The 18955-nt window shown below is 69.2% G+C and carries 18 protein-coding genes; 8 read left to right on the forward strand and 10 right to left on the reverse strand.

Going from position 1 to position 18955, the window contains the following annotated elements:
* The first annotated feature begins 239 nt into the window (after window positions 1-239).
* The gene (locus FGM06_RS05555; protein ID WP_144798136.1) at window positions 240-3425 is read left to right on the forward strand and encodes an adenosylcobalamin-dependent ribonucleoside-diphosphate reductase; all 3186 of its coding nucleotides are present in this window, start codon (window positions 240-242) and stop codon (window positions 3423-3425) included.
* A 163-nt stretch (window positions 3426-3588) separates the two neighbouring features.
* Here FGM06_RS05555 and FGM06_RS05560 read toward each other — a convergent pair whose 3' ends face one another.
* The 3 genes from FGM06_RS05560 to FGM06_RS05570 form a co-directional block, all read right to left on the reverse strand.
* Window positions 3589-4065, reverse strand: coding sequence for a hypothetical protein (locus tag FGM06_RS05560; RefSeq protein ID WP_144798137.1), 477 nt, complete (start codon window positions 4063-4065; stop codon window positions 3589-3591).
* Between the two features lie 78 nt (window positions 4066-4143).
* The gene (locus FGM06_RS05565) at window positions 4144-5118 is read right to left on the reverse strand and encodes an aldo/keto reductase (RefSeq protein ID WP_144798138.1); all 975 of its coding nucleotides are present in this window, start codon (window positions 5116-5118) and stop codon (window positions 4144-4146) included.
* Window positions 5119-5182: 64 nt separating this feature from the next.
* Window positions 5183-5380, reverse strand: coding sequence for a hypothetical protein (locus FGM06_RS05570; RefSeq protein ID WP_144798139.1), 198 nt, complete (start codon window positions 5378-5380; stop codon window positions 5183-5185).
* Between the two features lie 103 nt (window positions 5381-5483).
* On the opposite strand from FGM06_RS05570, the gene FGM06_RS05575 reads away from it, so the two are divergent.
* Entirely contained in the window at window positions 5484-7193 is a 1710-nt protein-coding gene (locus FGM06_RS05575) for a cryptochrome/photolyase family protein (RefSeq protein ID WP_144798140.1), read from the forward strand.
* 29 nt (window positions 7194-7222) lie between these two features.
* On the opposite strand, the gene FGM06_RS05580 is transcribed toward FGM06_RS05575, so the two are convergent.
* Together FGM06_RS05580 and FGM06_RS05585 are read right to left on the reverse strand one after the other, a co-directional pair.
* Window positions 7223-7468, reverse strand: a complete 246-nt coding sequence (locus FGM06_RS05580; RefSeq protein ID WP_144798141.1) for a hypothetical protein — start codon at window positions 7466-7468, stop codon at window positions 7223-7225.
* Window positions 7469-7560: 92 nt separating this feature from the next.
* A complete protein-coding gene (locus tag FGM06_RS05585) occupies window positions 7561-7740 on the reverse strand; it encodes a DUF7470 family protein (protein WP_144798142.1) in 180 nt (59 codons plus the stop codon).
* A gap of 92 nt (window positions 7741-7832) precedes the next feature.
* Here FGM06_RS05585 and eif1A point away from each other — a divergent pair, with 92 nt between their 5' ends.
* Both eif1A and FGM06_RS05595 read left to right on the forward strand, forming a co-directional pair.
* Window positions 7833-8123 (forward strand): translation initiation factor eIF-1A, encoded by a 291-nt coding sequence (gene eif1A / locus FGM06_RS05590; protein ID WP_144798143.1) that lies wholly within the window; start codon window positions 7833-7835, stop codon window positions 8121-8123.
* Between the two features lie 171 nt (window positions 8124-8294).
* Window positions 8295-9209, forward strand: a complete 915-nt coding sequence (locus FGM06_RS05595) for an ATP-grasp domain-containing protein (RefSeq protein WP_144798144.1) — start codon at window positions 8295-8297, stop codon at window positions 9207-9209.
* A gap of 21 nt (window positions 9210-9230) precedes the next feature.
* On the opposite strand, the gene FGM06_RS05600 is transcribed toward FGM06_RS05595, so the two are convergent.
* Window positions 9231-9608 (reverse strand): Hsp20/alpha crystallin family protein, encoded by a 378-nt coding sequence (locus FGM06_RS05600; protein WP_144798145.1) that lies wholly within the window; start codon window positions 9606-9608, stop codon window positions 9231-9233.
* A gap of 232 nt (window positions 9609-9840) precedes the next feature.
* Between FGM06_RS05600 and gap the strand changes: the two genes are divergently transcribed.
* Window positions 9841-10893: a type I glyceraldehyde-3-phosphate dehydrogenase gene (gap, locus tag FGM06_RS05605; RefSeq protein ID WP_144798146.1), complete on the forward strand. Its 1053-nt coding sequence runs from the start codon at window positions 9841-9843 to the stop codon at window positions 10891-10893.
* A 99-nt stretch (window positions 10894-10992) separates the two neighbouring features.
* Window positions 10993-12216 (forward strand): phosphoglycerate kinase, encoded by a 1224-nt coding sequence (locus FGM06_RS05610; RefSeq protein WP_144798147.1) that lies wholly within the window; start codon window positions 10993-10995, stop codon window positions 12214-12216.
* A gap of 34 nt (window positions 12217-12250) precedes the next feature.
* Here the strand turns inward: FGM06_RS05610 and lrp are convergent, their stop codons facing one another.
* A complete protein-coding gene (gene lrp, locus FGM06_RS05615; protein ID WP_094521975.1) occupies window positions 12251-12712 on the reverse strand; it encodes an HTH-type transcriptional regulator Lrp in 462 nt (153 codons plus the stop codon).
* Window positions 12713-12838: 126 nt separating this feature from the next.
* Between lrp and glnA the strand changes: the two genes are divergently transcribed.
* Window positions 12839-14209 (forward strand): type I glutamate--ammonia ligase, encoded by a 1371-nt coding sequence (gene glnA, locus FGM06_RS05620; protein ID WP_144798148.1) that lies wholly within the window; start codon window positions 12839-12841, stop codon window positions 14207-14209.
* 51 nt (window positions 14210-14260) lie between these two features.
* Here glnA and FGM06_RS05625 read toward each other — a convergent pair whose 3' ends face one another.
* The 3 genes from FGM06_RS05625 to FGM06_RS05635 all read right to left on the reverse strand — a co-directional run bounded on the left by FGM06_RS05625 (window position 14261) and on the right by FGM06_RS05635 (window position 17764).
* A complete protein-coding gene (locus FGM06_RS05625) occupies window positions 14261-15259 on the reverse strand; it encodes a phosphatase PAP2 family protein (protein WP_144798149.1) in 999 nt (332 codons plus the stop codon).
* A 3-nt stretch (window positions 15260-15262) separates the two neighbouring features.
* The gene (locus tag FGM06_RS05630; protein WP_144798150.1) at window positions 15263-16546 is read right to left on the reverse strand and encodes a YihY/virulence factor BrkB family protein; all 1284 of its coding nucleotides are present in this window, start codon (window positions 16544-16546) and stop codon (window positions 15263-15265) included.
* 93 nt (window positions 16547-16639) lie between these two features.
* Window positions 16640-17764, reverse strand: coding sequence for a tRNA (guanine(26)-N(2))-dimethyltransferase (locus FGM06_RS05635; protein ID WP_144798151.1), 1125 nt, complete (start codon window positions 17762-17764; stop codon window positions 16640-16642).
* Window positions 17765-17982: 218 nt separating this feature from the next.
* On the opposite strand from FGM06_RS05635, the gene FGM06_RS05640 reads away from it, so the two are divergent.
* Entirely contained in the window at window positions 17983-18879 is an 897-nt protein-coding gene (locus FGM06_RS05640; protein WP_144798152.1) for a hypothetical protein, read from the forward strand.
* The last annotated feature ends 76 nt before the right edge of the window (window positions 18880-18955 follow it).

An 18955-nucleotide genomic window follows, 5' to 3' on the forward strand; every position in this document is an offset into this window, starting at 1 on the left:
GCGGTTTTTCGCCTCAGAGATCAGTTTCACTCTGGTCTGGCTACGCTTATGTGTCCGGAACACGTGCAGATGTAACGTAATCGAATCCGGCGTCAGACACGCGGACCGGGAATTACATACCGAATCGAACAGGTAGTCACCTATCCGGGCCGGGAGCGGAACACAAAAGGGCCTGCTGCGACAGTACGTATACACTAAATGAGCCAGAACGCACGTCAACCGAGCGGGGTGGCCGTCGAATGAGCAGCGACGGCGTCGCCGCCGACGAACTCGAACTGCCGATCAAACGAACCACGGGCGACACGATGGAGGAGCGCCTCACCGCCAACGCCTACCACAACATCCTGCCCGCGCGGTACCTCCGGAAGAACGCGGACGGCGAGACGATCGAGAACCCCGAGGAGCTGTTCGACCGCGTCGCGCGCAACGTCGCGCTCGCGGAGGCCGTCTTCGAGGCCGAGAAGCAGGACGTCGAGGTCACCGTCACGCCCGACCAGCTGAAGCCCGACCACCCGCGGCGCGACGAACTGGCGGAGGAAGTGTTCGGCGCCGGCACCACCGCCGAGGACGACAGCGAGGAACGGAGTTCCTCTGGCTCTGCGGCGGAGCCGCAGAACGCGGAGGCGACGCTCACCGCGCACAACGTTAATAAGTTCGCGTTCGACACCGTCGTTCCCGAACTCCCCGAGAGCGTGCGCGACCACGTCGAGGCGACCGCGGACCGGTTCCGCGACGGAATGGAGCAGCTCTCCTTCATGCCGAACTCGCCGACCCTGATGAACGCGGGCGACGAGCTCCAGCAGCTCTCCGCCTGCTTCGTCGACTCCCCCGACGACGACATCACCGACATCCACCAGACCGCCAAGGAGGCGGCCGAGGTGTTCCAGTCCGGCGGCGGGATGGGGTACGCGTTCTGGAAGCTCCGGCCCTACGGCGACTCCGTCGGCTCGACGGGCGGCATCGCCTCCGGCCCGATCACGTTCATGCGGACGTTCGACCAGATGTGCGAGACGATCGCGCAGGGCGGCGCGCGCCGCGGCGCCCAGATGGGCGTCATGCGCGTCTCGCACCCCGACGTCATCCAGTTCATCCACTCGAAGAACAAGGACGTCTCGCTGGCGCACTCGCTCCGCCTGAACGACCCCGACGACTTCACGCACAACTCCTTCGCGGACGCCTTAGAGGAGGCGCGCGACCTCATCGACGAGGACGGGAAGGTGCCCGAACACCTCCGGAACGCGGTCGAGGGCCACCTCTCGAACTTCAACATCAGCGTCGGCGTCACCGACGACTTCATGGAGGCGCTGTACAACGACGAGGAGTTCACCTTCACGAACCCGCGCACCGAGGAGCCCCACATCGCGACCCCCGAGACGAAGGAGATATACGACATGTTCGGCCTCGGCGAGCACGTCGAGGTCGGCGAGGAGCTGTCGATCCCGGCCCAAGAGCTGTGGGACGACATGATCGAGGGCGCCCACGAGAACGGCGAGCCGGGCGTCATCTACCTCGAGCGCGTGAACAAGGAACATTCGTTCGACGTGGAGGAACACCCGGACCACCGCATCCTCGCGACGAACCCCTGCGGCGAGCAGCCGTTAGAGGAGTACGAGGCCTGTAACCTCGGCCACATCAACCTCTCGACGCTGGCGGCGCAGGATGCGCCGGACTGGCGCGTCTGGTCCGCCGAGCACGCGGACGAGTACGAGTCGAAGGAGGCAGCCATGTCGGCGTTCTTAGAGCAGGCGATCGACTTCGAGGAGTTCGACGAGCGGATCGACTACGGCACCCGATTCTTAGAGAACGTCGTGACGATGTCGGACTTCCCGGTCGAGAAGATCGAGCAGAAGGTCCGCGACATGCGGAAGATCGGGCTCGGAGTGATGGGGCTCGCCCAGCTGTACATCCAGCTCGGGATCCCGTACGGCACCGAGGAGGGCAACGAGGTCGCCCGCCAGCTGATGACCCACATCAACCACGCGTCGAAGCAGACCTCCCACGAGCTCGCGACGGAGCGCGGGACGTTCAACGACTGGGAGGAGTCGAAGTACGCGAACCCCACGGAGCACCGCGAGTGGTTCGAGCACTACACCGGCCTCGACGCCGACGAGTGGGCGGACGGCTTCCCGATCCGCAACCACAACACGACGACGATCGCGCCCACGGGCACGACGTCGATGATCGGGAACACCACCGGCGGCTGCGAACCCATCTACAACGTCGCCTACTACAAGAACGTCTCCGACGACGTGCAGGGCGACGAGATGCTCGTCGAGTTCGACGACTACTTCCTGCGCACCCTAGAGGAGAACGACGTCGACGTCGACGCCGTCAAGAAGGAAGCCCAAGATCAGATGGCGGCCAACGAGTTCGACGGCGTGGACGGGTTAGAGACGGTCCCGGACGCGATCGGCGAGCTGTTCGTCGTCACCGGCGACCTCTCCGGCAAGCAGCACGCGGCGGTCCAGTGCGCCTGCCAGGAGGGCGTCGACTCCGCCATCTCGAAGACGTGTAACTTCCCGAACGACGCCACCGCCGAGGAGATGGAGGAGGTGTACCGCTACATCTACGACCACGGCGGGAAGGGCGTCACCGTCTACCGCGACGGCACCCGCTCGAAGCAGGTGCTCACGACGCGCGCGAAGAACGCGGAGTTCGCCGACGAGAGCGAGGCGGCCGAGGCGATCGTCGAGCAGATCGGCGAGGTGTTCGGCGGCGTCGAGGCGTTCCTCGAGAACGAGGACGTGCAGGCGGCGATCGACACGGAGATCGCGGACCTGCTGGAGGCGAGCGAGCAGCCGCGGATCGACTACAGCGAGCGCAGCCCGCGCCCCGACTCGCTGAACGGCGTCACCCAGCGCGTCGAGACGGGGTACGGCAAGCTGTACGTCACCATCAACGAGGACGAGAACGGCCGACCGTTCGAGCTGTTCGCGAACATCGGCCACTCCGGCGGCTACACCAACTCCTTCACGGAGGCGCTCGCGAAGGTCATCTCGACGGCGCTCCGCTCGGGCGTGGACCCCGACGAGATCGTCGACGAGCTGCAGGGTACCCGGAGCCCGAAGGTCGCCTGGGACAAGGGCGAGCAGATCCAGTCGATCCCGGACGCGATCGGCACCGCGCTCCGCCGCTACCTCGACGACGAGATCGACAAGGGGATTCCCCAACAGCAGAGCCTCGACGACGTCGAGCGAGACCTGGCGAGCGAGCCGACGAGCCAGACCGACGGCGGCGCGGTCGACGCCCCGAGCGCGGACGCCCCCGGGCCGGCGGCCGAGGACGACGCGGCCGGCGCCGACGACGCGATGCAGGAGCTCATCGCGGCGGGCGAGTCGCCCGAGTGTCCCGACTGCGGCGGCATGAACCTCTACTACTCCGAGGGCTGCAAGACGTGCGAGTCGTGCGGCTGGTCGGAGTGTTAGGCGGGCAGACGCGGCGCCGATAGGCGCCGGAGACGGCGGTTTTTATCCGATCTCGCATCGAGAGCGGCGGCGACGAGTCGGGAACGCGATACCGAGAGGTAGAGGGACGTCGACAGTCACGGAAAACGGAGCGGGGAGACGGGGCGGATTCGCGGGCCGCGCGTCAGTCGTCTTCGAGCGCCTGCGCGATGCGCTGGAGCTGCCGGGTGGCGTCGCGGACCTCGTCGCGGAGCTGTCGGACCTCGCGCACGAGCTCCTCGTTGCCGGCCTGGTCGCCGCCCTCCTCACCGCGGCCGCCGGGGCCGCCGGGACCGCCGCCCATCCCGGGCGGGCCGCCCGCACCGCCCGGACCGCCGCCGCCCATCATGCCGGACATCATCTGCGCGAACGGGTTGCCGCCGCCACCGCCGCCGCCCATGCCCGGCGGGCCGCCGCCGCCCATCATCTCTTCCGGATCGGGCCGATCGCCCTCCTCGCGCTCCTGCTCGCGTCGCTCGCGGATCTCCTCGACGCGCTCGCGGAAGGACTTCTCCTCGGCGTCCTCGCCCTGATTTTCGGCGGCGTCGCCGCCCTGATCTTCGGTGGCGGTGCCACCCTGTTCCTCGCCGGCGTCGGCGTCATTGGTCTCGTCGTCTGCCATGGGTCTCGGTTCGGTAGCCCGGCCGAAAAGGGTTGTTGCTCGGGCTCCGACGGTGCGTTTATATCGCGGCGGGTGCCGTCACTCGTGTCCGGAGACGCGGACCGGCTCGTACGGCTCCTCCAGCCACTCCTGGTCCGAGGCGGACAGATCGATGTCGAGCGCCTCGACCGCGTCCTCCAGGTGTTCGACGCTGGTCGTCCCGACGATGGGGGTGTCGACCCACTCTTTGTGGAACAGCCACGCCAGCGCGATCTGGGCCATCTTCACGCCCTTCTCGTCGGCGAGCTCCGCGACGCGCTCGTTGACCGCCGGGCCGCCGCCCTCGCGGTACGGGTGCTCGTAGAGGTGCTCCTCGGTCTCGCCGCGGAGCGTGCTGTCGACCGCCTCGTGCGGCCGGGTGAGGTAGCCGCGCGCGAGCGGGCTCCACGGCATCACGCCGACGTCCTCCTTCTGGCAGAGGGGGAGCATCTCGCGCTCCTCCTCGCGGTACGCCAGGTTGTAGTGGTTCTGCATCGTGGCGAACCGCTCGTACCCGTCGCGGTCGCTCGCGTGGAGGGCCTCGGCGAACTGGTGGGCCCACATCGAGGAGCCGCCGATGTACCGCACGTCGCCGCGGCGGACGGCGTCGTCGAGCGCGGCGAGCGTCTCCTCGATCGGCGTGTCGTAATCCCAGCGGTGGATCTGGTAGAGGTCGATCGTGTCCATCCCCAGTCGGTCGAGGCTGTGCTGTAGCTCCTGTTCGATCGCCTTCCGCGAGAGCCCGCCCGAGTTCGGGTTCGACTCGTCCATCCGGAAGTACCCCTTCGTGGCGACGACCGCCTCCTCGCGGTGGCCTTCCAGCGCCTCGCCGAGGACGCGCTCCGACTCGCCGTTCGAGTACATGTTGGCGGTGTCGAAGAACGTCACTCCGAGCTCTAAGGCTCGCTCGACGATCTCTTTGCCCGCCTCCTCGTCGAGGACCCACTCGCGCCAGTCCGGGTCGCCGAAGCTCATGCAGCCGAGACAGATCTTCGACACCGTCGTGCCGGTGTCGCCGAGCGTCGTGTACTCCATACGGCGACCAGACGGACGCGGAGTAAAAAGGTATCCGCGCCGGCCGGAGCGCCGCGGGTGCGATCTACGCGTTTCGGAACGACGCCGTGTACACGAGGAACGCGCCCGTCAGGAGCACGAACGCCAGGAACGTCACGAGCGCGAGCACGTTCGCGACCGGGGCGAGCGGGTCGAGGAACGACTGCCCGGTCGAGTCGAGCACGAGCACGGCGAGGAGGGCGGCGATCAGACCGAGGAGCCAGTTCGTGAGTATTTCGTCCACGACTCCCCCCTCGTCGACGCCGAGTAAAAAGGGGGATGTTGTGGCTCGGACCCCGACCGATCGACCCCCCAGACCTACGTCTCCCGCGCCCGTGTAGCGGTTCATGAGCGACGACGCCGTCCTCTGGCTGCTCGGCGACCAGCTCAACCCCGAGCTCGGCGCGCTCGACGACGCCGACGAGGTCCTGCTGATCGAGGCGCACGGCTTCGCCGACCGGAAGCCGTACCACGCCCACAAGCTGACGCTCGTCTTCTCCGCGATGCGCCACTTCCGGGACGAGCTCCGCGAGCGCGGTCACGACGTGACGTATCTGAAGGCGGAGTCGTTCGGCGAGGGCCTCGACGCGTTCCTCGCCGACCGGTCCGACCCCGACCTGCGGCTGATGCGTCCCGCGAGCCACGGCGCGGGCGAGCGCCTCCGCGAGCTCGTCGCCGAGCGGGGCGGATCGCTGGAGCTGATCGACAACGAGCTGTTCTGGACGACGCCGGCCGACTGGCGCGAGTGGGCCGACGAGCCGGAGAAGGAGGGAGGAGACGGGAGCGGGACGGAGTCGATTCTCGCCGCAGACGGGACCGCCGAACGCACCTACCGCCAGGAGGACTGGTACCGCCACGTCCGCCGCGAGACGGGCGTGTTGATGGACGACGGCGAGCCGGTCGGCGGAGAGTGGAACTACGACGACCAGAACCGCGAGACGCCGCCGGACGGCTGGGCCCCACCGGAGCGACCGCGGTTCGAGCCGGACGACCTCACGCGCGAGACGCACGCGTGGGTCCGCGAGCGGTTCGACACCTGGGGGAGCGACGACCTCGACGGGTTCGCGTGGCCGGTCACCCGCGCGGAGGCTCGGACGGCGCTCGACGCGTTCGTCCGCGAGCGACTCCCCTCGTTCGGCCGGTATCAGGACGCCATGGCGACCGGCGAGCCGTTCCTCTCGCACTCCCTGCTGTCGCCCGCGATCAACCTCGGCCTCCTCGACCCGCGCGAGCCGGTCCGGGCGGTCGAGGCCGCGTACGAGGAGCGCGGCGTCGAGCCGGGCGCGTACGACCCGGCCGACGACGCGGCCGGCGGCGACTCGGCGACGACGCTGGACGCGTTCGCGGAGGGAGGGAGCGGAAGCGACTCCGGGAGCGGAGACGAGAGTGACGCCGACGGTCCTCCGGTCCCGCTCAACGCCGCGGAGGGGTTCGTCAGGCAGGTGATCGGCTGGCGGGAGTTCACGCGGCACGTCTACCGCGAGGCGATGCCGGAGCTGGCGACGGCGAATCGGCTGGGTCAGACCCGAGCGCTCCCGCCGGCGTACTGGGACGGCGACACCGACATGACCTGCCTCTCCGAGGCGGTCGACCACGTCCGCGAGTACGGCTACGCCCACCACATCGAGCGACTGATGGTGCTGTCGAACTTCGCGCTGACCTACGGCGTCGACCCCGCGGAGCTGAACGAGTGGTTCCACCTCGGCTTCGTCGACGCGTATCACTGGGTGACGACGCCGAACGTCGTCGGGATGGGGTCGTTCGGCACCGACGTGCTCTCTTCGAAGCCGTACGCCGCCTCGGGGAGCTACGTGAACCGGATGAGCGACCACTGCGCGTCGTGTCCGTACGCCGTCTCCCGGACGACCGGCGAGGGCGCGTGTCCGTTCAACGCGCTGTACTGGGACTTCCTGAAGGAGAACGAGGAGACGCTCCGCGGCACCGGGCGGATGGGGCTGATGTACTCACACGTCGACAACAAGGACGACGAGGAGTGGACCGAGATCCGCGAGCGGGCGGCGACGGTCAGAGAGCTCGCGGCGGACGGAGAGTTATAAAACGTCGACCGCGGTTCGACGTCTCGGCCCTACTCGCCGGCGGCGAGCCGCTGGATCCGCGGGATCGCCTGCTCGTAGCCGAGCGCGACGACCCCGATGTATAACGCGAGCAGCCCCATCCCGACCGCCCACGCGGCGAGCACGAGGTCGCCCGCGGAGGCCGCGGAGAGTCCGAACTGTTCGAGCAGGACGCCGATCGTCGAGGCCGCGCCGGCCCCGACGACGACCGCGAGGAGTTCCGCGAGTTCGACCGCAGCCGCGGGTATCTCAACCATACAGGCTCGCGGCGACCGCGGAATATTACTCTTTCGGGAGCAACGTGATTCGAAATTGAGAGGAACCGCGGGGGACGGCCGCCCGAACGCCGCTACTTGAGGCCGAACATCCGCATCGCGGAGTCGGCGACGCCCTTGGCGATCAGTCCGAGCCCCGCCAGCAGGAGGGCGGTCCCGCCGCCGACGACGGGGTCGTACGCGGTCAACAGCCCGACCGAGAGGAGGACGAGGGCGACGCCGACGAGGCCGGTGAGTCCGAGCGTGTCACGCATGTCGTCGGGTCGCCGCCGCCGGGAGTTAAAAAGGGCGCTTCGGCACGGAGAGCGGCCGTTTTATGTTCGGGAGCGCGTATCACCGCGTACGCATGAGCAACGGAGACGGCGACGGTCGAAACGACCTCCGGATGCCCGACGACGACGAGGTGTTCGCGGAGGTCGTCGAGATGCTCGGCGCGAACCGGGTACGCGTCCGCTGCGCCGACGGGAAGGAGCGGACCGCGCGCATCCCCGGGCGGATGCAGAAGCGCGTCTGGATCCGCGAGGACGACCTCGTCCTCGTCGAGCCGTGGGACTGGCAAGACGAGAAGGGCGACATCGCGTGGCGCTACGAGAAGAGCGAGGCGGAGCAGCTCCGCGAGGAAGGTCACCTGGGGTAGCGCGAGCGCGGGGCGACCGCGAAGCGAGCCGGCTGCGCCACGGGAGCGGCGCCGAGACTCCGCGCGGCCGACCCCTGATCTCCGCGCGGCCGACCCCGGCGCCCCGCGGCGTCGACGAGCGACCGCCGACCGCCGCACCGTTTTTAAGTCCGAACGGCCCCGAGCGAGCGTATGCTTCGGCTCGCGATGACGACCGACGCGGAGACGTTCGACCGGGTGCGCGGGCCGCTCGCGGACCGCGGGATCGCCGTCGAGCACGTGCGGGCGAAGGAGCGCTCGCTCCGGGTCTCGGGCGGGGAGGGCGACGAGAGCGGAGACGGTGGCGAGGGGAGTCGCGACGGCGAGTTCGACGGCTTCGACGTCGGCTTCGTCTACCCCTCCCGGCTCATGGAGGGCGCCGTCGTCGACGCGCGGCTGTCGGTGCCGTGGGTGAACGGCCGCGACGCCGTCCTCGCCTCGCGGAACAAGGCGGGCGCGCTCGCCGCGCTCGACGACGCCGGTCTCCCGACGCCGCGGACGACGCTGGTGTCGAATCCGGTCGACGAGGCGGTCGTCGCCGAGGCGGTCTCGCCGTTCTCGTACCCCGTCGTCGTCAAGCCGAACTCCGCGACGCGGGGCGTCGGCGTCGCGACCGCCGGCGACCTCGACTCCCTGCTGGGCGTCGTCGACTACCTGAACCTCGTCCACGACTACCGCGCGACCGGCGACAAGTCGTACCTGATCCAGGAGTTCCTCCCCGACGCGCGCGACTACCGCGCGATGGTCGTCGACGGCGCGTACGCCGGCGCGGTGCGCCGGGAGCTCCCCGCGGACGCCCGCGAGCGCGGCCGGTGGAAGCACAACGTCCACCGCGGCGCCGAGGCGACCGGCGTCGACCTCCCGGAGCGAGCCCGGAAGCTGGCCGAGCGGACGGCCGAGATCCTCGGGATCGACTACCTCGGCGTCGACCTGCTCGAGACGGACGACCGGCTCGTCGTCAGCGAGACCAACGCGCGCCCGACGGTGGACGCGGCGACGAAGTACGAGCCCGACTTCTACGACCGGCTCGCGGGGCTCGTCGAGCGGACGGCGGCGGGAGAGAACTGACCGGGGGATCGCGGCGACCCGCTACTCGAGGTCGATCGACGCGGAGTCGTCGTCGCGGTCGAACGTGACCTCGAGGACGCCGTTGTTGAACGTCGCGTCCGCGGAGTGCTCGTCGACGGGGACCGGGAGGTCGACGGTCTCGTCGTACTCCCGCCGGTCGGAGGCCGCGGAGATGGTGAGCGCCTCGCCGTCGCACTGCAGGGAGAGCTCGTCCTTCGAGACGGCAGGGAGGTCGGCGACGAGCCGCACGCCGTCGTCGGTGGCGTACGCGTCCACGTGCGTCGCCGACCCGAAGCCGGCGTCCTCGGTCCCCGGTTCGCCGCCCGCCATCTCGTTCATCATCCGTTCGATCTCCTCGAAGAAATCGCCGAACGGATCGTCACGGTCGTCTCTGTCCATACCTCACGTGAGGGTGGTGACCCCGATAAGCCTTCTGTCGGGCGCCGTTTTGGCCGGGGCGGATCGGGGGCACGCGGGAAGACGGGCGCGCCGCGAATCGGTTGCGGACTCGCCGCGACCCGAGCGCGAACCGGGCACGGTCGCCGACAGCGATCGTAACGAAATCCAACGATAGTGACGATCTCAGGCCGACTCGGCCGGATTTAAGTATCTGCGGCTCGCTTTTTCGGATATGAGTAAATCATATCTCGCCGCGGGCGAAGACGTGAGCGACGACGAGGTCGTGCGTGTCGGGCTCAACGGGTTCGGCCGCATCGGCCGGAACGTGTTCCGGGCTGTGCTGGAGGCGCCGCGGATCGAGCTCGTCGGCATCAACGACGTGATGGAGTTCGACGACATGGCGTACCTCGCGAAGTACGACACCGTCATGGGGCGGCTCGACGGCGTCGAGCGCGAGGGCGACTCGCTGACCGTCGGCGGCACCTCGGTCCCGCTGTACAACGTGCAGGACCCCGCCGATCTCCCGTGGGCCGAGCTCGACGTCGACGTCGCCCTGGAGTGTACGGGCGTCTTCCGGACGTACGACGACGCGAGCGCGCACCTGGAGGGCGGCGCGGACACCGTGATCATCTCGGCGCCGCCGAAGGGCGAGAAGCCCGTCAAGCAGCTCGTCTACGGCGTGAACCACGACGAGTACGACGGCGACGACGTGGTCTCGAACGCCTCCTGTACGACGAACTCCATCACGCCGGTCGCGAAGGTGCTCGACGACGAGTTCGGCATCGACGCCGGCACCCTCACCACCGTCCACGCGTACACCGGCTCGCAGGCGCTCATCGACGGCCCGAAGGCGAAGACGCGCCGCGGGCGCGCGGCCGCCGAGAACATCGTGCCGACCTCGACGGGCGCGGCCGGCGCGGCACAGAAGGTCCTCCCGCAGCTCGAGGGGAAGATCGACGGGATGGCGATGCGCGTCCCGGTCCCGAACGGCTCGCTCACCGAGTTCGTCGTCAGCCTCGACGAGACCGTCACCGAGCAGGACGTCAACGCGGCCTTCCGCGACGCCGCCGACTCCGGCCCGCTCGCGGGCGTGCTCGGCTACACCGACGACGAGGTCGTCTCCAGCGACATCGTCGGCCTCCCCTTCTCCAGCTACGTCGACCTGCAGTCGACGAACGTCGTCGCCGGCGGGAAGCTCCTGAAGATCCTCACCTGGTACGACAACGAGTACGGCTTCTCGAACCGGATGCTCGACATGGCCGCGTACGTCCGCGACGAGGCGTAAGCGACCGATCGCGGCCGGCGGCGACTCTCCCGACGCCCCCGGCGGCAACGTTCCCCCGGAGAACCACCGCTTAAATATCTCATCGACGACCGTTCACCCATGCCCGCGTTCGACACCATCGACGACCTGCCGGCAGAGTCGCGCGTCCTCGTTCGGCTCGACCTCAACTCGCCGATCGAGGACGGAGAACCGCAGGACAACCGCCGCTTCGAGCGCCACGCGGAGACGGTCCGCGAGCTCGCCGAGGCGGGCCACCGCGTCGTCTGCATGGCCCACCAGGGACGCCCCGGCCGCGACGACTTCACGTCGCTGTCGGGCCACGCCGCGATCCTCTCGGCGCACGTCGGCCGCGACGTCGCCTTCGTCCCGGACACGTACGGCGACGAGGCGCTTTCGGCCATCGACGCGCTCGACGCGGGCGAGGTCCTCCTGTTAGAGAACACCCGGATGTGCGAGGACGAGCTCCCCGAGGCGTCGCCCGAGGAGAAGGCCGAGACCGAGTTCGTTCGGACGCTCGCGCCGCATTTCGACGCGTACGTCAACGACGCGTACTCCGCAGCGCATCGGTTGCACGCCTCGCTGGTCGGCTTCCCGCTCGCGCTCCCCGCGTACGCCGGTCGCGTGATGGAGACGGAGTACGAGGCCAACACCGCCATCGCGACCCGCGAGTTCGACGGGCCGGTGACGATGGTCGTCGGCGGGACGAAGGCGACAGACGTGATCGGCGTGATGGACGCCTTAGACGACCGGGTCGACCGCTTCCTCCTCGGCGGCGTCGCCGGCGAGCTCTTCTTACGCGCCGCGGGCCACCCGGTCGGGCACGACGTGGGGGGAACGGACCTGTTCGACGAGCAGTGGGAGCAGAACCGCGAGCTGATCGAGTCGGTGCTCGACGAGCGCGGCGACGCGATCCGCCTCGCGACGGACCTCGCGTACGAGGGTGAAGACGGCGAGCGCGCGGAGGTCGCCGTCGGCGAGATCGACGAGAAGACCGCGGGGTACCTCGACGTGGGCTCGGAGACGGTCGCGGCCTACGAGCCCGCGATCCGCGACTCCGACGCGGTGTTCGTGAAGGGGGCGCTCGGCGTCTTCGAGGACGAGCGGTTCGCCGACGGCACCGTCGGGGTGCTGAAGGCCATCGCCGACACCGACTGCTTCTCGGTCGTCGGCGGGGGCGACACCTCGCGCGCCATCGAGATGTACGGCCTGAGCGAGGACGACTTCTCGCACGTCTCCATCGCGGGCGGCGCGTACATCCGCGCGCTGACGGGCGAGCCGCTGCCGGCCGTGGAGGTCCTCGAGGCGGCGGCCGGGCGGCAGTAGGGCGTCGGACCGGAGCGCCGCGCTCGCGTCCGGACTACTCCTCGTTGAGGTCGAGGTCGAACTGCTCGTTCTCGGTGACCGCGTTCAAGACGACGCTCGTGTTCGACTCGCGGATGTCGGCGTCGGTGAGGATCGACTTGATCTGGTCGTTCATCCCGTCCGTGTCGGTGAACTTGCCGATCGCGATCACGTCGTAGTCGCCAGTGACCTCGTAGACGCTCACCATCTGCTTCTCCTGGCGGAGCTTCTCCGTCACGTCGGGGAGCGCGCTCCCTTCGACCTTCAGCTGGAGCACGGCGGTCACGTCGTAGCCGAGCTTGTCGTAGTCGACGATGGGTGTGTACCCGCGGATCACGCCCTCGTCCTCGAGGTCGCGGAGGTGATTCGAGACGGTGGTCACGGAGACGTCGAGCTCGTCTCCGAGGCTCCGGAGGCTCGCGCGACCGTTGCTGAGAAGCGAATTGACGAGTTTGGCGTCGAGGTTTTCGTACGTCATCACACCTATCCACGCGTTCGGGGGTTTATAATTTTACGAACGTCCAGCATTATTGCCGCACTGGCGGTTCATGCACCAAGCGATAAGGCCTTTATACTGGCAGATAACTAACGAAGCGTCCAGAACATGACGGACGAACACGCGAAACCAGACGGCGGCCTCACGGCCGAAGAACAGGCGGTACTCGACGAGATCGAAGAAGAAAACGTCGACTTCCTGCGGCTCCAGTTCACCGACATCCTCGGCGTGGTGAAGAACGTCTCCGTGCCGGCTCACCAGGCGGAGAAAGCGTTCACCGAGGGGATCTACTTCGACGGCTCCTCCATCGAGGGGTTCGTGCGCATCCAGGAGTCGGACATGCGCCTCGTCCCCGACCCCGAGACGTTCGCGGTGCTCCCGTGGCGCAGCGACGGCGAGGACGGCTCCGCGGCCGCCCGGATCATCTGTGACATCGTCACCACGGAGGGGGAACCGTTCGAGGGCGGTCCGCGCCAGGTGCTGAAGAGCGTCCTCTCGAAGGCCGACGACATGGGGTACACGGTCTCTATCGGGCCGGAGCCGGAGTTCTTCCTCTTCAAGACGGACGACGACGGCAACGCGACGACGATCCCCCACGACAACGGCGGCTACTTCGACCTCGCGCCCAAGGACCTCGCGAGCGACGTGCGCAAGGAGATCATCTTCACGTTAGAGGAGATGGGCTTCGAGATCGAGGCGTCCCACCACGAGGTCGCGGAGGGGCAACACGAGATCAACTTCAAGTACGCCGACGCGCTCACGGCCGCGGACAACATCGCGACGTTCCGCGCCGTGGTCCGCGCGGTCGCGGCGCAACACGACCTGCACGCGACGTTCATGCCCAAGCCGATCGCCGAGATCAACGGCTCGGGGATGCACAGCCACATCTCGCTGTTCGACGAGGACGGCAACGCCTTCGCCGACGACGGCGACGAGTTCAACCTGAGCGAGACGGCCTACCAGTTCATGGGCGGCATCCTGAACCACGCGCAGGCGTTCACGGCCGTCACCAACCCGACCGTGAACTCCTACAAGCGCCTGGTGCCCGGCTACGAGGCGCCCATCTACGTCGCGTGGTCCGACACGAACCGCTCGGCGCTCGTCCGCGTCCCGGACGCGGCCGGCGTCTCCGCGCGCTTCGAGGTCCGCAGCCCCGACCCGTCCTGTAACCCCTACCTCGGCCTGGCGTCGATGATCGCGGCCGGCCTCCACGGCATCGAGACGGAGGCCGACCCCGGCGACCCGGTCCGCGAGGACATCTACGAGTTCGACGACGAGAAGCGCAAGGAGTACGGCATCGAGACGCTTCCGGCGAACCTCGGAAAGGCGGTCGACGCCCTCGGAGCCGACGAGGTCATCCAGGACGCGCTCGGCCCGCACACCTCCGAGAAGTTCGCTGAGGCGAAGTCCCAGGAGTTCAGCGAGTACCTCACCCAGGTCTCCCAGTGGGAGGAGGACCGCTACCTCGAGACGTTCTGAAAGGCTCCGCTTCGGCCGTTCTCGCTTTCTTTCTCAGTCGTTTCCGTTCGATCAGTCGCTCGCGGTGCCGTCCGGCCGGACAGCACCGATCCGCGCCGGCAGCGCGGGCAGTGCGACGACCGCGACCACGGCGGCGGTCGTCGCGGCCAGCGTGACGACGAGCGAGTCGGCGAGCGCGTACGCGCCGACCCAGAGCGCGCCGGTGACCGCGAGCGCCGGGACCGCGATCCGGACCGGGACCGCGGGCTCGTCGCCGGAGACGAGCCGCCAGCCCGCCGCACCGCCGAGACCGGTGGCGATCCCGATCCCCGCCTCGACGACCTCCCCGGTGTGTCCGCCGGCGAACGCGACGCCGGCCGCGGCGGTCGAGACGACCCCGGCCAGCAGGAACGCCGGGGTGGGGTCGAGCCCGGCGGTCGGCTCGCGCCGGTCCACCCACGAGGCGGTCCGCCGGCGGAGCCGCGGGTCCCCGGCGAGCCACAGCGCGGCGGCGGCGACGCCGGCGCCGAGGCAGAGGCCGGCGACGACGTCGACGAGATAGTGAACCTCGATGACCACCCGCGAGGCGGCGACGGCGACGGCGACGGCGCCGGCCGCGAACAGTCGCGTCCGGTCGGTCCACGCGCGGTCGTACAGCAGCGCCAGCGAGAGGTACGCCGCCGCGCCGCCGGTGGCGTGGCCGCTCGGGAAGCCGAAACCGTCGGAGAGCACCTGCGCCTCGTACCATCCCGCGAGCAGACCGGGGAGCCACGTCGGCACGTCGGCCGGTCCCATCGCGCCCGGCGGTCGGGGGACGGCGAACCACGCCTTGCCGAGCGCGACGGCGGCGTACGCGCAGGTGACGGCAGCGATCGCCGTCGCGCCGGCGCGGCGCGGCGAGGCCGCGAGCCGGTCGCCGGCGAACCAGTAGGCGACCGCCAGCAGTCCGAAGAGGAACCACGGGTCCGCGAGGTGGGTGACGGCCGCGAAGAGGACGACGACGGCCTCGGGGAGCGCGTCGGCGAGGGCGGTCCCGCCGACCCCGCGCTCCGCGGAGACGAGTCCCGTCACGGCTCAGTCGTCGCCCCGGTCGCGGGCGTAGTCGAGCGCCTTCCCGGGCGTCTCGATCAGGTTGAGGCCGATGCCGACGATAACGAAGAGGGTGTACAGTCCCAGCGTCGACAGCCCGAGGATGAGCATCGCCGCGATGGCGTAGAGCCCGTCGAGGAAGGAGAACGCGCCCAAGATCAGCACCGTCCCGTACAGCAGCACGAGGTACGGCCCCCAGCCGCGGGCGTGGCCGCGTCGCATCCGGGACCGGACGTAGCGTTTCAGCTCCGACTCCACCGCGGGCTTGTCGACGGTGCGCCGCTCGACGTCGTCCTCGAACTCGTCGAACTCCGCCCGCAGCCGCCCGACTTCCTCTTGGAGCGCCGCCACGTCCGGCGCCCCGGTCGGCCGTTCCTCGTCGCCGGCGTCGCCCGCGCCGTCCGACTCGCCGTTCATACCCGTGGGTCGGCCGCGGTCGTGTTGTAACTGCCGGTCCGCGTCGTCGTCGGGGACGGGGGCGCCGGCGCCCCGTTCCGCCAAGACGACGTTGACGACGCCGCCGACCACGACCACGGTGGCCGCGAGGTACAGCCACGTGACGAGGAGGAGGATACCGCCGATCACGCCGTACACCTGGTACTGACCCGCGCTCGCGGCGTACACCTGAAAGCCGGCCTGCAGCAGCGTCCAGCCGACGGCGGCGAAGGCGGCCCCGGGGAGCGCCTCCCGGATCCCGATCGCGGGCTCGGGCAGGAGGTAGTACATCGGGAGGAAGACGACCGCGAGGAAGCCCGGTAACGCGAGGATGCTCGCGGCCTCGACGATCGGGACCGCGTCGGCGGCCGCGACGAACGCGCCGACGGTGACCATCACGCCGACGCCGACGCCGACGGCGATGACGACCGAGCCGGCGTCGGTGAGCTGTTTGACGAAGTCGGGCGGCTCCGTGACGCCGTACAGCTCGGCGAACGCCGTGTCGAGTGCGCGGAACACCTTCAGCGTCGACCACAGCAGCACGGCGACGCCGAACAGGCCCGCGCCCGTCCGGCCGCCGCCGGAGGCGATCGCCGCGGTCACCGCCTCCTGACCGGCCGGCGTGAGGAAGTCGCCGGCAATCGCCAGGAGCTCGTCCGCGAGCGCCTCGCCGAAGACGGCGGTCGCGACGACCACGAGCAGCAGGAGCGCGGGGATCAGCGAGACGAACGCGTAGTAGGCGATGGCGGCGGCGAGGAACGTCACCTGCCGGTCGATCGCGGTGTCGACGACGCGGCGGACCGTTCCGATCGCGGCGGTCGAGTGTCGGGGCACGCTCTGGAGTTCGGGCGATGGCGACAAAAGCGGGGCGGGTGTCGGCGTCGGTGACGAGACGGTCGGTCGCGTCGACAGCGAGCGCGAGAGCCGTCAGGCCGCGTCGTCCAGAACGGCCGACCGCATCTCGGGGATCGACGCCGTGCTCTTGACCGCGGTGCCGCGGTAGTGGGCGCGGCTGGCCTCGTGGCCGGCCCCCCGCAGTCGGTCGACGAACTCGTCCATGCCGATGGCGGGCTCGCCCCACTCTTTGTACAGCCGGTGCTGGTCGTAATGCGTGGGGGTGTCGAGCTCGCGGGCGACGGTCCCGAGCAGCTTGCGGGCGCGCTTCGCCTCGCCCATGTCGTCGGTGACGCGACGGCGGACGGCGCGGGCGAAGTCAGCGTCGGCGACCGGCCCCAGCCACAGCGGCCCGGCCGTGAGCACGCGGTCGCTCCCGCAGACCGGACAGGCCTCGACCGGGTCGGCGATCAGCCCGCGGGTCGGCTCGCGCCAGAGGCAGTCCTCGCAGTTGTCGACGTACCCCAGCTCGTCGATACAGGCGTCGGCCGCCTGCGCACCCGACTCCAGTTCGAGGTAGGTCCGCGCGTAGTGGCGAGAGACGTGCGAGACGATCGGGCGGGCCGCCTTGTCGTAGCGCGCCGCGGTGCGCACCAGCGCGGAGATCAGCGTCCGGAGCCCCATCTCCGGGTGGTAGTCGGTGTTGCGCGGGACGGCGCCGTACTTCCGGATCCCGCTGTTGAGGTGCGCGCCGCAGAGGGGGGCGGTGTCGGTCGCCGTGACGCAGACGAGATTGCGCGCGTTCGCGAGCGCGGCGTCCGCGAAGGGGATCGGCGTCCCGTACGGGTCGAGGTCGACGACGTCGAAGACGTCCTCGTACAACAGCGCGTTGACGTTGCGGTGGACCGTCTCGCCGTCGAGGTCGTTGGCGGCGAGGTTCTCGGCCGCGAGGTCGACGGCGTCGGGATCGACGTCGGCGCAGGTGACGTCGTACCCCTCGGCGGCGGCGCGGACCCCGCGGATCCCGGAGGCCGCCATCGCGTCGAGGTACGAGGCCGCGCGCGGCTCGCGCTCGCGGTACGCGCGCAGCACCGCGACCGTGACGTCGCGGTTCAGCTCCTGGGTCGGGTTGAAGAAGACCCCGCCGCCGGTGCCCTCGCTGGCCCCGTCGCGGGCCTCGGGGACGGAGACGGTGAGACCGCCCTCCTCGATGTCCATGCCTCGGTTTCGGCCATCCGGCACAAAAGGACCGCGCTCCGCCGGTGACCGCCCCCGACGCGCCGTTCGCGTCCGGTCGGAACGTGGCGACCATGAAGCGGGGCTTTTAGCCCGTCACCGCGGATATGTGGACACACACTGATGTACGCTACGTTCAACCGAGACCGGGACGGCCGTCCGACGCGCGACCGCGACGCGACCGCGGAGGCGGATCGGCGATGGTGAGTCCGGCCCGCGTCGACGCGCTCACCGACCTCGCGTACGGCGCGCTGATCGTCTTATCGATCGTCCTCATCGCGACGCTGAACGTGAACGACGTCGGCGTCGCGTTCGGGATCGGGGTGTTCGCCTCCTACGTGGTCCACGTCGTCTGGAAGATGGCCCGGTTCGACCCCGACTGGATGACGCGGGAGGTCGCCGACCAGGTCGGCAAGGAGGTCGAGAAGAGCGTGGGCGACACCGTCAACAAGGAAGTTGAGAAGACCGTCGGCGACACGGTGAACAAGGAAGTTGAGAAGACCGTCGGCGAAACCGTCAGCAAGGAGGTCGAGAAGAGCGTCGGCGAGACCGTCAGCAAGGAAGTCGAGAAGACGGTCGGCGAGAAAGTCGAGGAGACCGTCGAGAAGACCGTCGGCGACACCGTCAACAAGGAGGTCAGCGAGGTCGCCGACGACGTCAGCGACACCGTCAGCGAGGAGGTGTCGGGGAAGGTCGAGGAGACCGTCGGCGAGACCGTCGAGAAGACCGTCGAGGAGACGGTGGGTGAGACGGTCGAGAAGACGGTCGGCGAGAAGGTCGAGGAGACCGTCGAGAAAACCGTCGAAGAGACCGTCGGCGAGAAAGTCGAGGAAACAGTAGGCGAGACGGTCGAGAAGACGGTCGGCGAGAAGGTCGAGGAGACCGTCGAGGAGACCGTCGAGAAAACCGTCGAAGAGACCGTCGAAGAGACCGTCGGCGAGAAGGTCGAGGAAACGGTGGGCGAGAAGGTCGAGGAGACCGTCGAGAAAACCGTCGAAGAGACCGTCGGCGAGAAGGTCGAGGAAACGGTGGGCGAGAAGGTCGAGGAGTCGGACGAAGACGAAGACGAAGACGAAGACCAGCGGAGCGATTCGTAACGGTCGGTGGCGCGGCGGGCCGGTTCCGACGACCGGCGGTTGTTGAATCCGTAGTTTCGACCCGGTGATTTTGAGC

Source organism: Halorubrum depositum, from assembly GCF_007671725.1.
Taxonomy (GTDB): Archaea; Halobacteriota; Halobacteria; order Halobacteriales; family Haloferacaceae; genus Halorubrum; species Halorubrum depositum.

What these genes read in the sequence shown, in the direction of transcription:
- FGM06_RS05555 (WP_144798136.1), top strand. Translation starts at nt 240, where the DNA reads ATGAGCAGCGACGGCGTCGCCGCCGACGAACTCGAACTGCCGATCAAA.
- FGM06_RS05560 (WP_144798137.1), bottom strand. Translation starts at nt 4,065, where the DNA reads ATGGCAGACGACGAGACCAATGACGCCGACGCCGGCGAGGAACAGGGT.
- FGM06_RS05565 (WP_144798138.1), bottom strand. Translation starts at nt 5,118, where the DNA reads ATGGAGTACACGACGCTCGGCGACACCGGCACGACGGTGTCGAAGATC.
- FGM06_RS05575 (WP_144798140.1), top strand. Translation starts at nt 5,484, where the DNA reads ATGAGCGACGACGCCGTCCTCTGGCTGCTCGGCGACCAGCTCAACCCC.
- FGM06_RS05580 (WP_144798141.1), bottom strand. Translation starts at nt 7,468, where the DNA reads ATGGTTGAGATACCCGCGGCTGCGGTCGAACTCGCGGAACTCCTCGCG.
- FGM06_RS05585 (WP_144798142.1), bottom strand. Translation starts at nt 7,740, where the DNA reads ATGCGTGACACGCTCGGACTCACCGGCCTCGTCGGCGTCGCCCTCGTC.
- eif1A (WP_144798143.1), top strand. Translation starts at nt 7,833, where the DNA reads ATGAGCAACGGAGACGGCGACGGTCGAAACGACCTCCGGATGCCCGAC.
- FGM06_RS05595 (WP_144798144.1), top strand. Translation starts at nt 8,295, where the DNA reads ATGCTTCGGCTCGCGATGACGACCGACGCGGAGACGTTCGACCGGGTG.
- FGM06_RS05600 (WP_144798145.1), bottom strand. Translation starts at nt 9,608, where the DNA reads ATGGACAGAGACGACCGTGACGATCCGTTCGGCGATTTCTTCGAGGAG.
- gap (WP_144798146.1), top strand. Translation starts at nt 9,841, where the DNA reads ATGAGTAAATCATATCTCGCCGCGGGCGAAGACGTGAGCGACGACGAG.
- FGM06_RS05610 (WP_144798147.1), top strand. Translation starts at nt 10,993, where the DNA reads ATGCCCGCGTTCGACACCATCGACGACCTGCCGGCAGAGTCGCGCGTC.
- lrp (WP_094521975.1), bottom strand. Translation starts at nt 12,712, where the DNA reads ATGACGTACGAAAACCTCGACGCCAAACTCGTCAATTCGCTTCTCAGC.
- glnA (WP_144798148.1), top strand. Translation starts at nt 12,839, where the DNA reads ATGACGGACGAACACGCGAAACCAGACGGCGGCCTCACGGCCGAAGAA.
- FGM06_RS05635 (WP_144798151.1), bottom strand. Translation starts at nt 17,764, where the DNA reads ATGGACATCGAGGAGGGCGGTCTCACCGTCTCCGTCCCCGAGGCCCGC.
- FGM06_RS05640 (WP_144798152.1), top strand. Translation starts at nt 17,983, where the DNA reads ATGGTGAGTCCGGCCCGCGTCGACGCGCTCACCGACCTCGCGTACGGC.